Annotated in this window: 14 protein-coding genes; 9 read left to right on the top strand and 5 right to left on the bottom strand. The window is 60.0% G+C overall.

Annotated features, from left to right (window positions below):
- The first annotated feature begins 93 nt into the window (after positions 1 to 93).
- Together recA and H6866_02290 are read left to right on the top strand one after the other, a co-directional pair.
- The gene (gene recA, locus H6866_02295; protein ID USO08070.1) at positions 94 to 1,227 is read left to right on the top strand and encodes a recombinase RecA; all 1,134 of its coding nucleotides are present in this window, start codon (positions 94 to 96) and stop codon (positions 1,225 to 1,227) included.
- 189 nt (positions 1,228 to 1,416) lie between these two features.
- Positions 1,417 to 2,493, top strand: coding sequence for a hypothetical protein (locus tag H6866_02290; GenBank protein USO08069.1), 1,077 nt, complete (start codon positions 1,417 to 1,419; stop codon positions 2,491 to 2,493).
- Here H6866_02290 and smpB read toward each other — a convergent pair.
- Positions 2,480 to 2,971, bottom strand: a complete 492-nt coding sequence (gene smpB, locus H6866_02285; protein ID USO08068.1) for an SsrA-binding protein SmpB — start codon at positions 2,969 to 2,971, stop codon at positions 2,480 to 2,482. The genes H6866_02290 and smpB overlap by 14 nt on opposite strands.
- Before the next feature lie 160 nt (positions 2,972 to 3,131).
- Here smpB and H6866_02280 point away from each other — a divergent pair, with 160 nt between their 5' ends.
- The 4 genes from H6866_02280 (at position 3,132) to H6866_02265 (ending at position 9,413) form a co-directional block, all read left to right on the top strand.
- Positions 3,132 to 5,090: a lytic transglycosylase domain-containing protein gene (locus H6866_02280; protein USO08067.1), complete on the top strand. Its 1,959-nt coding sequence runs from the start codon at positions 3,132 to 3,134 to the stop codon at positions 5,088 to 5,090.
- 59 nt (positions 5,091 to 5,149) lie between these two features.
- Positions 5,150 to 5,830 carry a response regulator transcription factor gene (locus H6866_02275; GenBank protein USO08066.1) on the top strand — a complete coding sequence of 227 codons (681 nt, stop codon included), beginning with the start codon at positions 5,150 to 5,152 and terminating at the stop codon, positions 5,828 to 5,830.
- The gene (locus tag H6866_02270; protein USO08065.1) at positions 5,827 to 8,070 is read left to right on the top strand and encodes a response regulator; all 2,244 of its coding nucleotides are present in this window, start codon (positions 5,827 to 5,829) and stop codon (positions 8,068 to 8,070) included. The genes H6866_02275 and H6866_02270 overlap by 4 nt, the downstream gene beginning before the upstream one ends.
- A gap of 107 nt (positions 8,071 to 8,177) precedes the next feature.
- Positions 8,178 to 9,413, top strand: coding sequence for a CCA tRNA nucleotidyltransferase (locus H6866_02265; GenBank protein USO08064.1), 1,236 nt, complete (start codon positions 8,178 to 8,180; stop codon positions 9,411 to 9,413).
- Between the two features lie 36 nt (positions 9,414 to 9,449).
- Here the strand turns inward: H6866_02265 and hemF are convergent, their stop codons facing one another.
- The 4 genes from hemF to H6866_02245 all read right to left on the bottom strand — a co-directional run bounded on the left by hemF (position 9,450) and on the right by H6866_02245 (position 14,079).
- Positions 9,450 to 10,307 carry an oxygen-dependent coproporphyrinogen oxidase gene (gene hemF, locus H6866_02260; protein USO08063.1) on the bottom strand — a complete coding sequence of 286 codons (858 nt, stop codon included), beginning with the start codon at positions 10,305 to 10,307 and terminating at the stop codon, positions 9,450 to 9,452.
- A gap of 76 nt (positions 10,308 to 10,383) precedes the next feature.
- Positions 10,384 to 11,652, bottom strand: a complete 1,269-nt coding sequence (locus tag H6866_02255; GenBank protein USO08062.1) for a hypothetical protein — start codon at positions 11,650 to 11,652, stop codon at positions 10,384 to 10,386.
- A 31-nt stretch (positions 11,653 to 11,683) separates the two neighbouring features.
- On the bottom strand, positions 11,684 to 12,160 hold the full coding sequence (locus tag H6866_02250; GenBank protein ID USO08061.1) for a tRNA (cytidine(34)-2'-O)-methyltransferase: 477 nt from the start codon (positions 12,158 to 12,160) through the stop codon (positions 11,684 to 11,686).
- 173 nt (positions 12,161 to 12,333) lie between these two features.
- Positions 12,334 to 14,079, bottom strand: coding sequence for a type II toxin-antitoxin system HicA family toxin (locus H6866_02245; protein ID USO08060.1), 1,746 nt, complete (start codon positions 14,077 to 14,079; stop codon positions 12,334 to 12,336).
- 165 nt (positions 14,080 to 14,244) lie between these two features.
- Here H6866_02245 and petA point away from each other — a divergent pair, with 165 nt between their 5' ends.
- The 3 genes from petA to H6866_02230 are packed head-to-tail and all read left to right on the top strand — an operon-like array spanning position 14,245 to position 17,349.
- Complete coding sequence (gene petA / locus H6866_02240) at positions 14,245 to 14,847, top strand: ubiquinol-cytochrome c reductase iron-sulfur subunit (protein ID USO08059.1); 603 nt, start codon at positions 14,245 to 14,247, stop codon at positions 14,845 to 14,847.
- 5 nt (positions 14,848 to 14,852) lie between these two features.
- Positions 14,853 to 16,310, top strand: a complete 1,458-nt coding sequence (locus H6866_02235) for a cytochrome b/b6 (GenBank protein USO08058.1) — start codon at positions 14,853 to 14,855, stop codon at positions 16,308 to 16,310.
- 1 nt (position 16,311) lies between these two features.
- Entirely contained in the window at positions 16,312 to 17,349 is a 1,038-nt protein-coding gene (locus H6866_02230) for a cytochrome c1 (GenBank protein USO08057.1), read from the top strand.

Genomic DNA, 17,349 nt, shown 5'->3' with positions numbered 1-17,349 from the left:
GTTCAGGCTGTGGTTTATCGAACATCAATGGTTGGATTTCATGAAAAGGAGCGCACTATGACGGTCGAGGACTTCAAAGCCAGAGGAAAAGAAATGAGCAAGACGCAGGCCAACCCCGAAAAAAACCGCGCGCTGGAAGCCGCGCTCGGCCAGATCGAACGCGCGTTCGGCAAGGGGTCGATCATGACCCTGGGCGGCGACAAGGCGCAGGCGATGGAGGTGGAGGCGATTTCCACCGGTTCGCTCGGCCTTGATATCGCGCTTGGCATTGGCGGCGTGCCGCGCGGGCGGATCGTCGAAATCTACGGCCCGGAAAGCTCGGGCAAGACCACGCTTGCGCTTCAGGTCATCGCCGAGGCGCAGAAGACCGGCGGTACCTGCGCGTTCATTGACGCGGAGCACGCGCTTGACCCGATTTACGCACGCAAGCTTGGGTGCAACCTTGATGAATTGCTGATCTCCCAGCCGGACGCGGGGGAACAGGCGCTGGAAATCGCGGACACGCTGGTGCGTTCGGGCGCGATCGACGTGCTGGTCGTGGACTCGGTCGCGGCGCTGGTGCCGCGGGCGGAGCTTGAGGGCGAGATGGGCGACAGCCATATGGGGTTGCAGGCGCGTCTGATGTCTCAGGCGCTGCGCAAGCTGACGGGGTCGATTTCGCGTTCGCGCTGCTGCGTCGTGTTCATCAACCAGATCCGTTCCAAAATCGGCGTTATGTTCGGCAATCCGGAAACGACGACAGGCGGCAACGCGCTTAAATTCTATGCCAGCGTACGGATCGACATCCGCCGCATCGGCCAGATCAAGGAGCGCGACGACGTGATCGGCAACCAGACACGGGCCAAGGTGGTCAAAAACAAGCTCGCACCGCCGTTCCGTCAGGTCGATTTCGACATTCTTTACGGTCAGGGCATTTCCAAGATGGGCGAGATTCTGGACATGGGTGTGGCCGCCAATCTGGTGGAAAAATCCGGGGCCTGGTTTGCCTATGACGGGCAACGCATCGGGCAGGGGCGTGAAAACGCGCGCCAGTTCCTGCGCGACAATCCGGAAATCGCGGGTGCGATTGAACACAAAATCCGTTCTGCATCGGGTCAATTGGCCGAAAACATGCTGACCGGCGAAAACGAGGATGTTCATGCCGAAGGTGACGCCGCGCCGTCGGATGACGATGCCGGGACCGGCAAGGCCAAAGGCAAGGTTGCCGCGATGAAAAAGGCCGGGTAGCCCCATCTTGTGAGCGACCCTGCATAAACGAATTGGGCCGGGATACCCCATTTCCCGGCCCATTAAAAACCGCCTCTCGCAGGGCGGTTTTTTCGTATCCGCAGGTAATGACGTAAAAACTTGTCGACAATGCGCGGACTGGCTTAAAGCTGAGCCATGCGCAAAATATTCAAAGCAGCACATGATGCTATGCCCCGGGACGGGGCGTATCGCGTCCATGGGAATGCCGAGGCATATATGGCGGCTCAAGTGGAGGCCATGCGCGACGTTTTTCCGGATGGCGAAGACGCGCAGATTGATTTGCTGTTGCCGCCGCAGCTACGTGCGCGGCTGGCGCGGATGGGGGGAACGACGGAAGGCGAGGTTGCGGAACGCGCCGGTATGTTTGCCAGACAGATGGCACCGTTGCTTCGCGCCTATTATCAGGCCGATCCGATCGACCGGGTCGCCGGTCTTTATACGGATGACGAGCAGGCGTTTTTGCGAAATATGTGCGTGCGGTTTAGCCGGGTCAAAACGGGGTTTGCGTATTTCGGCATGATCAGAAGCGCGGCGCGACCTTTCAAGGCGGTCGAGTTACTGTCCATGCAGCCGCGCACCGGCTGGCAGCGCATCGGCGTGCCTGAAGGATTCGTGCAAAGCGTGGACGACCATCACCGCAGCGGGGAAATTCTTGCGCATATTCTTTTCGGCGATGACCCTGAACTTGAGTTGATTTCCAGCACTTTTCGCTATCATGACGCGGGCGAAAGCCTGATCGGCGATTTCACCCCCCATTGTCCCATCAGCAAGGATGAAAAAATCAGATTGGAGGCACTGGCCGTGCGTCTGATCACTGCCGACAGGTCGCGCGGGCATCCCATGGCGCAGACGATTTATCAAAGCTTCGCGGCGTATGAAGGGTTTATACCCCTGCCCGAAGGCGTGCGCGAAAAGGTGCGGGACATCGATTTGCTGGAAATGACGCTCGAATCCGCGATGATCCGCAGCGAGGCGCCCATGGATGCGCGCGCGGCAATTGATCGCGGGCTGGCCGAATTTGACGCCTATGTTACCGGCCAGTTGAAGCATTCGCGTGCCCGTTCGTTTTGCGCGGGGCTTCTTGATCCAGCTTTACGTCATGCGCACCCGGTTAAGGTATGGGGCCATGCGATGCAGGGCATGTTTGCCGCCGATCCCGATTATGCCGCGCTGTGTGCGGGGAAAGACTGGTCCGAATCCGTGCGCGCCGCTTTGGGCGCCGCCCGGCGTTTCAGGATTTCATGAGCCGTTGTTTCTGGCGGCCCCAATCCCTTGATTTCTCGGTGTCGCGCTTGTCGTGCAGTTTCTTGCCCTTGCCCAGCGCGATTTCCAGCTTGGCCATGTTGCGGGCGTTGAAATACAGCCGCGTGGGGATCAGGGTATAGCCCTCGCGCCTTATCGCGCCCAGAAATTTATCGACTTCCTTTTTATGCAGCAAAAGTTTGCGCGGGCGTTTGGACGCGTGGCGCGCCAGCGCGTTCGCCTGGCCATAATCCTCGATCGTCGCGTTGAGCAGATAAAGTTCGCCGTCCTTTTCGCCGACATAAGCCTCGGCGATGCTGGCATGGCCCGCGCGCAGGGATTTGACCTCGGACCCCATGAGCTGCAACCCCGCTTCGACGGGCGTTTCCAGAAAGTAGTCATGGCGCGCGCGACGGTTGACAGCGATCGGTTGCCCGGCCGTCAGGAAGGTCTTGCGCTTGTGGTCATTCTCGTCGGCCATGGCGGGGTGAGAGTGCCCTGTGCCGTCCGGCGAATCAAGTATTGGGTTTTGTGGTCGCTCAGACGCCGCTCAGGCTTCGATCGCATTTGCCGCCGTAACACCTGACGATGCCATCTAGTATTTGGATTCAGGATACGAAGCCTTTAAGCTTCCGAGTCGCATGACCCCCCGTTTCGGTGCCCTGTTGCTGGCTTTTTGTCTTTTCGCCGCCTTGCCCGCGCGGGCGGACGGCGTGTCGGCCGTGCGCGCGGCGGAGAACGGGAACTGGACACAGGCGCGGGTGCAGGCCGGGTCGGACCATGTGGCGCGGGCGGTCGTCGACTGGATCTATTTGACCGACGACAAGACGCGCGCGTCATTCCCTGAAATCGCGGCCTTCGTTACCCAGCACCCGGATTGGCCTTCGGTCGACAAGCTGTACCGCGTGGCCGAGGGGCGTCTGCCGGATGATTTGAGCACGACGCAGGTCATCAACTGGTTTTCGCGCAACAAGCCGGTTTCAGGCGCGGGCATGGAACGGTACATGGGCGCGCTCATGGCGCAGGGGCAATCGCAGGGTGCCGCATCCGCGCTGCGTTCCTGGTGGGTGGACGCCAACCTGTCGCCGGACGAACAGGGCGACATCATCCGCAACTATGGCCAGATGCTGGGCATGGACGATCATATCAGGCGGCTGGAGCGGATGCTGGGCGACCGGCAATATTCCGCGTCCCGCGCGCTGGCGGGCATGATGGGGAATGATTACGCGCGCATGGCCGAGGCGCGTATCGCCCTGCAGGAAGGGTCAAGCGGTGCGGCGGGGCAACTGGGCGGGCTGTCGCGCGCGATGCTCAACGATACCGGCCTGTTGCTGGCGCGGGTCCAGAACGCCCGCGTCAACAATCAGGATAGCGAGGCGGTCGCGCTGCTGGATCGCGCGCCGCCGGCGGGACAAACCACGGACGCTGCCGCATGGTGGAAGGAACGCAACATCATGGCGCGGCGCATGTTCGAGGCCGGGCGCTACCGCGATGCGTACCGGCTGGCCGCGGGGCATGGATTGCCGTCTTCGGGCGGTGATTTCGCAGCGGCGGAATTCTTCGCCGGGTGGATCGCCCTGCGTTACCTGAACCAGCCTTATCCGGCATTCGAGCATTTCGAGCGGCTGTTCAACAACACGAGTACGCCCATCAGCCGGGCCCGCGCCGCGTACTGGGCGGGCCGCGCGTCGGAGGCAATGCGCAGCGACGACGTCGCGCTGCAATGGTATCAGGTCGCCGCGCGCTATCAGACCACGTTTTACGGGCAGCAGGCGGCGGCACATATCAACCTGCCGCTCAACCTGATCAAGGGCGACAAGCCTTCGGTCAGCCGCGCGCAGCAAGCGGCGTTCAACGCGCGCGACATGGTGCGCGCGGTCCAGCTTTTACACCGCGCCGGGGATTCCGGCGACCGGGCGCTGTTCTTGCGCACGATGATCAAGCAGGCCGAAACGCCACAGGATTTTTCGATGCTGTCCGATTTCGCGGCGTCGATGGGGCAGGTCGACATCGCGGTCAAAGTCGCGAAGGAGGCCGAGAAAACCGGCCTGTACCTGACCGATTACGCTTTTCCGACCATCATGCATGCGATGGCGCATACCGGCACCGACAAGGCGTTGGTCCATGCGCTGATCCGGCAGGAAAGCCAGTTCGATCCGAACGCGGTTTCGTCTTCGGGTGCGCTGGGGTTGATGCAGATCATGCCCGCGACCGGCAAGCATACGGCCAAGCTGGCGGGATTGAAGCACGATACCGCGTGGCTGACGCAAAAGCCGGAGCACAACGTCAAAATCGGCACGCTGTATATTCAGGAACTGCTCGACCGTTACAACGGCTCGGCGCCGCTGGCCATCGCGGCCTATAACGCGGGTCCGGGGCGGGTCAACCAATGGCTCGATGAATTCGGCGATCCACGTGGCGATTCCGGTCGGGGGCGTATCGATATGATCGACTGGATCGAGTCGATCCCGATCTATGAAACGCGCAATTACGTACAGCGGGTGATGGAAGGCTATGCCGTTTATCGCGCGAAGCTGGGGCATTTCAACGGCCAGCCGCCGTTGCGCATCCAACGTATGAACACGGCCTATAATCCGTAAAATAACATTTTTTCTCAATGTGTTAACTTTTTGCGCGTAGACTGGTGCAAGAGGGGCCGATGCATCTTCTCATCGCCGATGACCACACATTGTTCCGCGACGCGCTGGTGGAGTTCTTCCGCCGCGCGGAGGGTGATTCACGCATTGACGTCGCGTGTTCGCTGCCCGACGCGATGGACAGGCTGGCGCAAACCGGGCCGGTCGACCTTGTGCTGCTTGACTTGCGGATGCCGGGTATGGCCGGGCCGCAAGGAGCGGCCAGTGGTGTCGCCCAGATGCGTGCGGCGCATCCCGACCAGAAAGTCGCGATATTATCCGGCACCGCCGAGGAAGCGGATGTCAGCCACGCACTGCGGACGGGGGCGGCCGCCTATTTCCCAAAGACCATGTCGGGCGCCGCGCTTTTGGGCGCGATCCGTCTGGTAATCGCGGGCGAGCGATTCGTGCCGCTGGCCGGGCATGGGGTCGAGGTCATGCCATCGCATTATGCCGATCCCGATGCCGCGCGGGGGGTGAAACCCGCAAAGCAGGTCGACGATGCACAGCTTGCCCTTTTGACCCCGCGTGAGCGCGAGGTGTTGGCGCATCTTGGACGCGGGGCCAGCAACAAGGACATCGCGCTGGCGCTGAATTTGCAGCCAGCGACCATCAAACTGCATGTGGCGGGTGTCTGCCGCAAGCTCAACGTCAAAAACAGAACGCAGGCGGCTTTGATCGCCCAGAACGCGGGGATGGCATGAAAGATTCTCTCAGGATGCTGAATGAAACGCGGACGGGGCGGCTGGTCGCCTTTTTCGGCTTTGCCGGGCTTTTGAGTTTTCTCGTCTTTTCCTACGGGTTGTTGCAGCAGCAGGAACATGTGCGGCGCAGCCATATGCTGCAGGCGGACCGGTTCCTCGCGCTCAAGACCGCTTACAACGACTATCAGACGACCGTGCTGTTCCATATTGCCGATCCCGCGCGCCCGCCGGTTTCGGATACGGCGGCGCAGTTCGCCACGCTGACCGCGCGACTGCACGAGGCGGACGTGGGCGCGGGGCCGGAGGAGGCGGCGACGCTCGCTCCGGTGCGCGCGGCGCTTCAGAATATCGGCCCGGAAATCTTCGCAAGATCGGGCGATTGGCAGCCTGCGCTTCTGGCCATGGCGGGGATTCAAAGCAGCCTGATGGAGATCGACGGCACGCTTGCGCGCCGCAATGCCGCGCTGGAAAACGGCGTCATGGTTAGCCGGATCGCGCAGATCTTGATGGGGCTGTCGGCGGTGGTCTTGATGCTTTTGATCGCGCGGCTTTTGATCGCACAATCGAACGTCATGCATCTGTTGCGGCTGGAGCGCGACACCATCGACCGCAAAAGCGCGGCGCAGATCGCCGCGATCGAGGCCAGCCCGGACGGGGTGGTGATCCTCGACGCCGAAGGGCGGATCACCTATATGAACCGCGCCTTCGCGCTTTTGCATTTCCTGTCCGGCCCCGGCCGGAAAGAGGCGATCGGCAAGCCATGGGCAGAATTGTACGACGAATCCAGCGCGCGCGTGGTGGAGGAGGTCATCCTGCCCATCTCGCGGGAAAAAGGGTTTTGGCGCGGAGCCAGCGGCCTTTCCAACCGGCGCGGCCAATCCTTTGCGGCTGAGCTGTCCTTGACCGCGCTCGATCCCGAAGGGCCGCATGGCGGCGGGTATATCGGCACGGCGGTCGACACCAGCGAAAAACAGGCGCGGGAACAAGAGAACGAAACGCTGCGCCTTCAGTATTATCAGGCGCAAAAGATGGAATCGCTGGGCCGGCTGGCGGGCGGCATCGCGCACGATTTCAACAACATCCTGGCCGCGATCGAAGGGTATGCGCAATTCCTGAACGAAGATCTGGAAGCGGGCAGCCCGACCCACGGATTCGCCGAAAAAATCCTGATCGCGACACGGCGCGCCAAGGGGCTGATCGAACAGATCCTCAATTTTTCGCGCACCAACGACCAGAAGCGCGCGGATATCGATCTTGGCCGTTCGGTCGGCGAGGTGGTGTCGCTTTTGCGCGCAAGCCTGTCGTCCGGCGTGACCATCGAAACCGCGCCGGGGTCGGAGGTGCCGGTCACCGTTTCCGCCAACCCGGCGCAGGTGGCGCAGGCGGTGATGAATCTGTGCGTCAACGCGCAGGACGCGATGAACGGGCAGGGAACGCTGCAGGTCGCGGTCGACGCGATGGATGCCAGCGCGGCGGGTATCGCCGATCAGGACCAGATCGACGAATTCCCGGAAGATAGTCTTGCCGCGCCCGTGCATATCGAAACGCCGGAAGACGGACACACCGTCATGGTCGTGGGTTATGTCGTCGCGGGCCAGCAATATGCGCGGATTTCAGTGCGCGACAGCGGCAGCGGCATTCCGCGCGCGGTGGCCGAGCATATGTTCGAGCCGTTCTATACCACCAAGGACGTGCATAAGGGCACGGGGCTGGGGCTTGCGTCCGTGCATGGCATATTGATCGCGCATCACGGATTTTTGCGGGTGGATACGCAAGTGGGGCAAGGTACGGCGTTCGAGCTGTTCTTCCCGCTTAAATCCGGGGGCGTCGTTGCAAAAGACGCAGTCCACGCCGCCACGGAAACGCAGCATGGACGGATTTTGGTCGTGGACGACGAGGACGAGGTCCGGCAGGTCACCTGCATGATGCTGACGCGCGCCGGGTACGAGGTGTTCGACAGCGCGGGGCCGGCGGAGGCGTTGGACCTTATCCGCGACAATCCGCACGGGTTCGATGCGGTGGTCAGCGATTTCGCGATGCCAGGCATGAGCGGGGCCGATTTCGCCCGCGCATCCGGGGAAATCGCGCCGAGCCTGCCGTTCGTCATCATCACCGGCTTTGCCGAGGACGAGACGCGGGCGCAGCTGGGCGCCGTGCCGATGGTGCGCGCGATCCTGAAAAAGCCGGTCGCGGCGGGCGATCTGGTTGCGCAGTTGCACGACGTGCTGGTCCGGGATTAACGGGAAACATCCCGATTTCTGCCCCCGGTTTCTGCCCCGATTCCCTGCGAGTCACGGGCGTGATAGCATAACGTCATGAACATGGTTTTACGCCACTTCCGGGCGGCATGACGCCGCGCCTGACCCTTTCCGCCGTTCCGGGCTGGCTGGGCGATCCCGGCTTGCGGGCGCTCATTGACGCACTGGGCGGCAGTGCCTGTGCGCTGCTGGTCGGTGGGGCGGTACGCAGCGCCGTACTGGGCGAAGCGCCGGGCGATATCGACGTCGCATGCGTGCATACGCCGGACATTGCCACGCAACGCCTGAACGATGCGGGCATCAAGGTCGTGCCGACGGGGATCGCGCACGGGACGGTGACGGCCGTCGTCGCCCATCGGGGTTATGAAATCACCACATTGCGGCGGGACGTTGAAACCGACGGGCGGCGGGCGGTGGTCGCCTTTACGACGGACTGGGCCGAGGATGCGCAGCGGCGCGATTTCACTATGAACACGCTGCTTATGGATATGGATGGCCGCGTCTTTGACCCGACCGGGCAAGGGGTGGACGATCTGAAAAACGGTGTGGTGCGTTTCGTCGGGGATGCGGGCACGCGGATTCGCGAGGATGCTTTACGTATTCTTCGGTTTTTTCGGTTCCATGCCCGGTATGGACGGGGCGAACCGGCGGTGGAGGGGTATCAGGCCTGTGTTCACAGCCGTGATCTTATTAAAAATCTATCGCGCGAACGTGTGACGCAGGAGGTCGAAAAACTGGTAATCGCCCCCCGGTCGGCAGAGGCGATAAAGGCGATGATCGCCGGTCAGATTCTGGGTGAAGTGTGGCAGGAAAATTACACGTCCAAGGGGCATGACCGGGTGCGGGAACTGGCCGTCAGCGCCCAAATTTCGATGCCAGAAACACTGATTTTCGCTTATGACGTGTATCGGAAAAATCCTGAGATTTTAAAAAGTCTAGCCGCAGAATTTTTTGTTTTATCAAATAGAAAATCAAAATTCCTGTTTGATTGCATTGAATATTCAATGCATCTTTCTGATAAATATATACAAAATCTGTATCTGTATGGCCGGGATGTGGTGTTTGGCGGTATGATTTTATCTCATGCAATCAATGAATTGGATAGTGATTTTGTGGCGTTTCAAGTATCGCTTGAGGCGGTGCGATCGATGCCGGTTCCGGTACTGCCTTTCGCCGCGCGCGACCTGATTTCCGGGTTGGGTTTGTCCGAAGGACCGCAAATCGGCGTTCTTATGAAGCAGGTTGAGGCATGGTGGCTTGCGCAAAACGCGCTGCCAGATCGCGATGCCTGTCTGGCGCAGGCAAGATCGATGCTGCAGGCGTAATGTTACAGAGTTCGTATTATGGATGATCGCAAATGGTTACGGCCATTTCACTTCCGGGGGCAGGGACATTAAAATCGCCTCGACATTGCCGCCGGTGTTCAGGCCAAAAACTGTTCCACGATCGTAAAGCAGGTTGAATTCGACATAACGTCCGCGGCGGACCAACTGGTGTTCCCGCTGTTCCGGCGTCCAGTGTTTGTTCAGGGATTTTTCCACAAGCTGTGGATAGATGTTGAGGAATGTTTCGCCGACATCTTTGGTGAAAGCCTGATCTGCGTACTGGTCATTTGATGCCAAATAGTCGTAGAAAATCCCGCCAATCCCTCGTGCTTCCTTGCGATGCGGCAGATAGAAATATTCGTCGCACCATTGTTTGAAGCGTACGTAATAGTCAGGGCCATGGCGGTCGCAACAGGTTTTGAATGCGTTATGAAACGCAGCCGTGTCCTCCGGGTCGGGATAGGTCGGGGTCAGGTCCGCGCCGCCGCCGAACCAGCCCTTCGATGTGACGATGCGGCGCGTATTCATGTGCACGGCGGGTACAAGGGGGGAGCGCATATGCGCGACCAGCGAGATTCCCGCGGCCCAAAACGCGCCGTCCGATTCCGTCGCGCCGGGAATTTTGGCCTGAAAATCCTTGGAAAACCGGCCGTGAACGGTGGAGATGTTGACGCCGACCTTTTCAAACACACGTCCGTGCATCAGGGCCATTTCACCGCCGCCGCCTTCTTCGCGCCGCCACGGGGTGCGTTTGAAACGCCCCGGCGCAAGGCCAGCGTGCGGGCCGGTTTCAAGCCGGTCCTCCAGCGCCTCAAACGCCGCGCAGATGCGGTCGCGCAAGCCGCGGAACCAGTCAGCGCATTCCTGATCGAATGTGGAACATGTGTGAGTCACGCTGTGGATATGCGGTATTTATCCATGGGATGCAAGTCCTTCGCACGTTCTTGGATGTTCCGGTCATTTCAACTGGTCATGCAGTTTGTGGGCAGGGCCTGGGGCCGAGAGGGCGCAGGGAAAACGCGTTTTTGTGAAATCCGATGATCGCCGTGTTGCCGGCGCCGGAATCGGCCATGGCGATGGCCTGATCAACCAGATTGCCCAGAATCTGGGCATGGATCTGCGGCGCCGGATAATGGTGGACAAGGCGATTGAGATGAAAATGCGGAAAGCGCAGGAAAATCTGGTCTGGATAAAGCCTGCCCATCAGTGCGGTTTGAAACATGGTTCCACCGTTATACTGTTCGCGTAGGCGCTGTTTTTCGGACCCTTTGCTTCGGTCGCTCTGGTACCAGTAATTGAAGTGCAGGGGGCCGTCGGCTTCGATGTGAACGATGCGGCCGTCCGGCATGCGCAGGGCCAGATCGGTCGATTTGCGCAGACGGGGTAGATAGGAAAGCCCGGGTTCGATTTTGGCAAAGGCCGCATCGTTGAAAATCCGGGCAAGGCGATGGTCGAGGTGCGTGGTGATCTGAGTGCTTTCGAAAATAACACGGTCATCGTGTTCAAGCCCGAACCAGAGCGCAGCATCGTGTATTTTTGAAACGTGTTGGTCGTCCCGGTACGATACCTTGCCTTCCATCCGCGAAAGGCATGTTTTCGCCAGATATGCCATTTCGGGTTGTGGGCGTATGGCATCCATGCAAGCGGCGGACCACATCAGCCGGGGATAATATTCCTTCATTTTCTTTGGGTTTTGCGTTTCGATTATGCTTTTGGCGCGCGCTGTCAGGCCCGGCGGCGGCGGCAATGTCATCAGCGCCATGATCCGAAATGCATTAGTGGTGTACGATTTGCCCCTTGAAGAAACGGCCTGGCTTGCGCACAGGGCTGCGAACCCATTTTGTACCGGAGCGCCGAGCAGGACATACATACGGCCATATGCATTCAAGATTTCCGTCCATTCCCGGATTGTCATTTCCGGCGCCAGTGCCGTAACATGTTTTTCCGCCGACTGGACGGATTTTGAAAGCTGCCGGAAATACGAATCCTTGTCTTTGATCCATGCCGCATGCCCCATGCCAGGAGGCGCGTCGACTGCGTCGCGAACCTTGCGGGCCGAAACAGTGAAAATCCGCGCCAGATCTTTTGCCGTAAGGGCGCCTTCCGGCCATGTGCTGATATTATGCCAGATGCCTGGCAGTTGCCGCGCGGTGGCAAGATGTTCGATGCCGTCGATAAAATCGGCCACGCTTTTGGCATTGGGCCGGGTGTCGGCAGGGAAAGGTTCCGTCGAAGTCATCCCTGATTTTGTAAAACAAAGGCGCGGTATTTTACAAAATATTTCTGGTCTGGCGAAGGGCTTCGCCGATACCGAGGGCGGCGGCGGTGACCACGTTCATCGAACGCAGGCCCGGTTTCATCGGAATCCGGATGCTGGCGTCGACGCGTTCATAGACCTCGCGCGGGACGCCCGCGCTTTCGCGGCCCAGCAGCAGGATGTCGCCGGGGCGGAAGGCGAAATCCCACAAATCGACCGCGCCGTCGGTTTCGACCAGAATGACGCGCGCATCGCCGCGCGCTGCCAGAAACGTAGTCCATGAACTGTGGCGGCGCAGATCGACATGTGTGACGTAATCCATGCCCGCGCGCCGGAATTCCGCCTCCTTCCATGGAAAGGCGGTGGGTTCGATGACGTGCATGGGTACGTCGAGGCAGGCGCACAGGCGCATGGCCGCGCCCAGATTCTGCGGAATATCCGGCTGATAGAAGGCAAGGGCCGGAGAGGGGGCGGGTTTAACCTTAGCCATTAGAGCATACCTTGATTAGGTTGGTCATTACCCCGCGTATGCGGGGAGTCCGTGGCAGGGAATAATAGATGTTGGACATTCGGAACAATGGATGCCCCGAACAAGTCGGGGCATGACGAGCGAGAAGCCATATTAACGCAAAAGGGAAACACCCTGACATCAGAATAAGAGGGTTATGCCATGGACGGACGTTGTGCCTGCGGTTCGGCAGGCGCCATCCGGCCCAGCGTTTCGGCAATGGATTCGCGACCGGATGCGATGGCGTCGTCTGCGTCCGTCATGTTTGCCGCCAGCCCCAGATTTTCGCGTAAGAGGCGAATCTGATTCCTGAAGCGCTGCGTGCTTTCCTGCGAGGCGATGAAAATATTGTCGCCGTCGGGGCCTTTGAGGACCATGTACGTAAACGATCCTGGCAGGTCCATTTCCGTCTGTCCCGGTATCGTGGAGGTTACGACCTTCCCATAGGGGAAATGTTCGGGCAGTTGCTGGTTTCTGATCTGGGAAGACGGTGAAGCGCCTTTCTGGGCGGCTTTGTCGTATTCTTGTTTGGGTGACCTGACCTTGTTTCCCGCCTTTTTGATTTTTTTGCGGGCGCGCCGGATAATGGCATCGCGATCGTCGTCGTCGATTTCTGATGTGGCATCGCTTTGGGGATGTTCGGCGGCGTGGATGGAGGCGCTTTCAACGACGTCGCCCATTTTTTTCGTCAGATCCATGATTTCGTCCATCATGTCGAACAGCGCATTGGATGCCGCCGTCATCTGGTCGACCGCGAAAATAAGCGCAATGCTGACCAGTTCCAGAATGTCGTCGCGGGCCTGAAGGGTATTGTTGACCGCGTTGATATAGGCGGCTTCGCCCAGTGTTTCACGCTGGGCATAAACGGCGCGCAATTTCGGAATTTTGTCGAAATCGGGAAAGCCGAATGTCAGGCCCGTCATGATCGGGTGCGTGGCATTGATCCGATCGCCATCCCGGTCTTTTTTGACCGTGAAGCCGTAGGAATTTTTTATGAAGTGCTCGATCTCGCTGAAAAAGTTCTGGTCCGCGTCGTCGATCAGGCCAAGCAGGTCGGCGTCCGATATATGGCCGTGTTTGGAAACCTTTGCGTTTACCCGGATGCCAAATTCGCGGCCGAATTTACGGGCCACGTAGATCTTTTCGATCGTGCCGTCGGACATCGGTTTTTCCCGATCGAGTTCCAGTTTCCGGGATTCGACGACGGTTTTCAGGATGTGCTGGTTGTCGGCGTAATCCGCCAGACAATCAAAGCATAGGCTGAGAAGTTCGGTTGGGCCCTGCGTTTCCTGCGGGTCGAAAGGTTCAAGCACGGCCTGAATTTCGTGAATGGGGTGCGTCACGATCAGCGTGCCGTCCGGTTGGCGTCCGGCGGTGAAATCCCCCTCGGTTTCAAGGCATTCCAGCGTTTCGCCGAAATCGCGTGCTTCCCGATCGATTCGGCGCAGCGTGTCGCGGACGACGTCCTGACAGTCATACGCGGAAATCAATGCGCCGATCTGTGGGTATTGCCGGTGGCGCAGGATGATTTGCGCCGCGTCCCCTTCGGGGTTTTCCGTTGCGATATGGTTGGGGATCGGCAAGGCAGGCGCGGCGACGATGGATCTGAAGGTTCCTGCAAGCCCGGTTTCTGGCGTGGGTGGTGTGTCGTTTTCGGCTGGCGTCTGTGCGGCACAGATTTTAAGGATCGCGTCGGCCACGGTTTTTTGCGACCACAATTTGCGCGTGCCATAGACGATGGTGCCGCGAATGCCCGTTTCGTCATGCGTGAAGGTGATGTGCGAACCTCTTTGCCGGAACCGGCATTCCAGCCTTTTAAGTTCGCGCACCAATTGTTCGGACGGGATGACCTGTCCGCTTTTTCCGGCGCCAGTTGCGTTCAGATACCAAGGCGAAGTCATTGTCGTGCGCTTTTCTGTGGTTGTTTTTGTGTTTTCATATTGTTATACCCGCCTTCGTGCAAGAAAAAACATGCGCTTTGGGTGTTTTCATGGCGCGTCGCGCAAGCTAGCATAGGCGCTGGCCAAAATTCCTAAGGCGCATCAGACCTAAGGCGTATTAAAAACATGAGCAATCCTCCGTTCCCATCCTCCGGCGACCCGGTTTACGGCGCGCCCATCAGCAGCACGTCGCATGGCGAGAAACCCGCCAATGCCGGGCGGCGCGACTTTTTGTACCTGACCACCGGCGCGGTCGCCGCCGTGGGCGCCGGGCTTACCGGCTGGACGTTCGTCGATTCGATGAACCCCGCCGCCGACACGCTGGCCCTTTCGACGACCGAGGCGAATGTCGCCGCGATCGAGCCGGGGCAAGGCGTGGTCGTGACGTGGCAGGGCAAGCCGGTATTCATCCGTCGCCGCACGCCCAAGGAAATCGAGGAGGCGAAGGACGTCGACGTTTCGACCCTGCGCGACCCCCAAAGCGATGCCGAGCGCGTTTTGCCGGGGCATGAAAATCTTCTGGTCGTCGTCGGCATCTGCACCCATCTGGGCTGCGTGCCGCTGGGCACCAAGCAGGGTGAGCCGCGCGGCGATTACGGCGGTTGGTTCTGCCCGTGCCACGGGTCGCATTACGATACGGCGGGCCGCATCCGCAAGGGACCGGCGCCCAAGAACCTCAACCTTCCTCCCTACGCTTTCAGCAGCGATAGCGTCATCAAGATCGGATAAGTCCCATGGCCCACGCTCCCCGCGAACCGTTTGAGAACAAATTCGTCGAGTGGGTGGATTCCCGCCTGCCGGTGTTCACCATGATGCAAAAGGAATACGGCGTTTTCCCGACTCCGAAGAACTTCAACTATTTCTGGAATTTCGGCGCGATCGCGATGGTCATGCTGATCGTCATGATTTTGACCGGCGTGATGCTGGCGATGTACTACACGCCCAACGCGGCGCTGGCGTTCACGTCGGTCGAACGCATCACCCGCGACGTCAACTGGGGCTGGTTGCTGCGTTATCTGCACATGAACGGCGCGTCGATGTTCTTCGTCGCCGTGTACATCCATATCTATCGCGGGCTGTATTACGGTTCGTACAAGCAGCCGCGCGAGCTGTTGTGGATTCTGGGCATCGTCATCTTCCTTTTGATGATGGCGACGGCGTTCATGGGTTATACGCTGCCTTGGTCGCAGATGTCGGGCTGGGGCGCCACCGTCATTACCTCGCTGTTCTCGGCCATTCCGGTGGTCGGCAAGTCGCTGGTGATGTGGCTGTGGGGCGGTTTTTCGGTCGCCAACCCCACGCTTAACCGGTTTTTCGCGCTGCATTACCTGTTGCCGTTCATCATCACGGCGGTGGTGTTCCTGCATATCTGGGCGCTGCATGTCGTGGGATCGAACAACCCGACCGGCATCGATCCCAAGGGGCCGCAGGATACATTGCCCTTCAACCCGTATTACACCGCCAAGGACATGTTCGGCCTGTCGGTGTTTTTGATCGTCTATGCCCTGCTGGTGTTCTATGCGCCGGTGATGCTGACGCATCAGGACCATTTCATCCCCTTCAACCCGATGGTGACGCCCGCGCATATCGTGCCGGAATGGTATTTCCTGCCGTTCTACGCCATTCTGCGCGCGATCACGTTCGACCTTAATGTCTATTTGCTGGGCGCGGGGGTCATTCTGGGCGTGCTGGTCTATCACTATTGCTGGCGCAAAACGCCGGGGCCGCGCGTGGCCGCACATGCGGGCAAGCTTCTGGTCGCGGCCATCGTTTTGGGCGTTCCTGGTTTCATCCTCGGTTTCCTTAAGGATGTCGCCGCTTTGCGGTCGGTGGTTGACCACATTCCCCTGCAAGGCATCCATGTGATGGAGGCGAAACTGGGTGGCGTGCTGGCGATGTTCGGCGCGATCCTGATGCTTGCGCTTTTGCCGTGGATCGACCGGCATCCGGTGCGTTCGGGCAAATATCGTCCGTGGTACCGCATCGCGCTGGCCGGGTTCGTACTGTGTGCCCTGATCCTTGGTTATGTCGGCGCCCAGCCCGCGAACCAGCCTTGGGTTGCCATTGGCCAGATCGCGACGCTGTATTATTTCGCGTTTTTCCTGGTGATCGTGCCATGGCTTTCCAACAACGAACCGGTGGCCGTTTTGCCCAACAGCATCCATGAAGCCGTTCTGGCGGAGAAGAAATAAGATGAAGACCAAGCTCCTTCTTTCCCTGTCCGTTTCGGCGCTGCTGGCTTTCGCGCCGCAGGCGCTCGCGACTTCCGATGCGGCTTCGCCCGCGCCTTCAGACGCCGCCGCAAGTTTGCCCGCACCGGATGTTTCGGCTTCCGTTCCTGTGGCCGATCCGGCGCCGGCACCCGAGGCCGCCCCCACCCAAGATGCCACCCAAGATGCCACCGAGGATGCCGCGAACGATGCCGCCACGGCGGCTACGGTTCAGGGCGCGACCGAGGATGGCAGCAGTGCCGAGGCACAACAGAAAATCGCCGAGGCGGACGCCGCCGCGCCCGCGCCGCAACCCGAGATGCACTCGCACGACGTGCCGGTGCCGCCGCAGATGAACTGGTCGTGGATGGGCGCGTTCGGCACGTTCGATCGCGCATCGCTGCAACGCGGGTTTCAGGTTTACAGGCAGGTCTGTTCCGCCTGTCACTCGATGAACCTTGTCTATTACCGCAACCTTTCGGCGCTGGGGTATAACGAGGACGAAATCAAGGCGATCGCCGCCGATGCCAGCGTTCCCGACGGTCCGAACGACGAGGGCGAGATGTATGAGCGCCCGGGCCGTCCGTCCGACCATTTCAAGGCGCCGTTCGCGAACGATCAGGCCGCGCGCGCCGCGAATGGCGGCGCGTTGCCGCCCGATCTGTCGCTGATCATTCGCGCCCGCGCCAACGGGCCGGATTACGTGCACGGCATCCTGACCGGTTATACCGAGGCGCCGGCGGGGTTCGCCCTTAATCCGGGCATGAACTACAACGAATATTTCCCCGGCCACCAGATCGCGATGCCGCAGCCCTTGAGCGACGGGGCGGTCACGTATGACGATGGCACGATCGCATCGATGGATCAGGAGGCGCGCGACGTCGTCACCTTCCTGGCCTGGGCGTCGGAGCCCCGGATGGAGCTGCGCAAGCAGACGGGCATCAAGGCGATCCTGTTCCTGATCGTGCTGGCCGGTTTGATGTATGCGACCAAGCGCCGGGTCTGGAAGGATTTGCACTAA

Source organism: Rhodospirillales bacterium, assembly GCA_023898805.1.
In the GTDB taxonomy this organism is placed as follows: Bacteria; Pseudomonadota; Alphaproteobacteria; order Micavibrionales; family UBA1664; genus UBA6145.
This window is presented reverse-complemented; position numbering and strand designations above follow the sequence as displayed.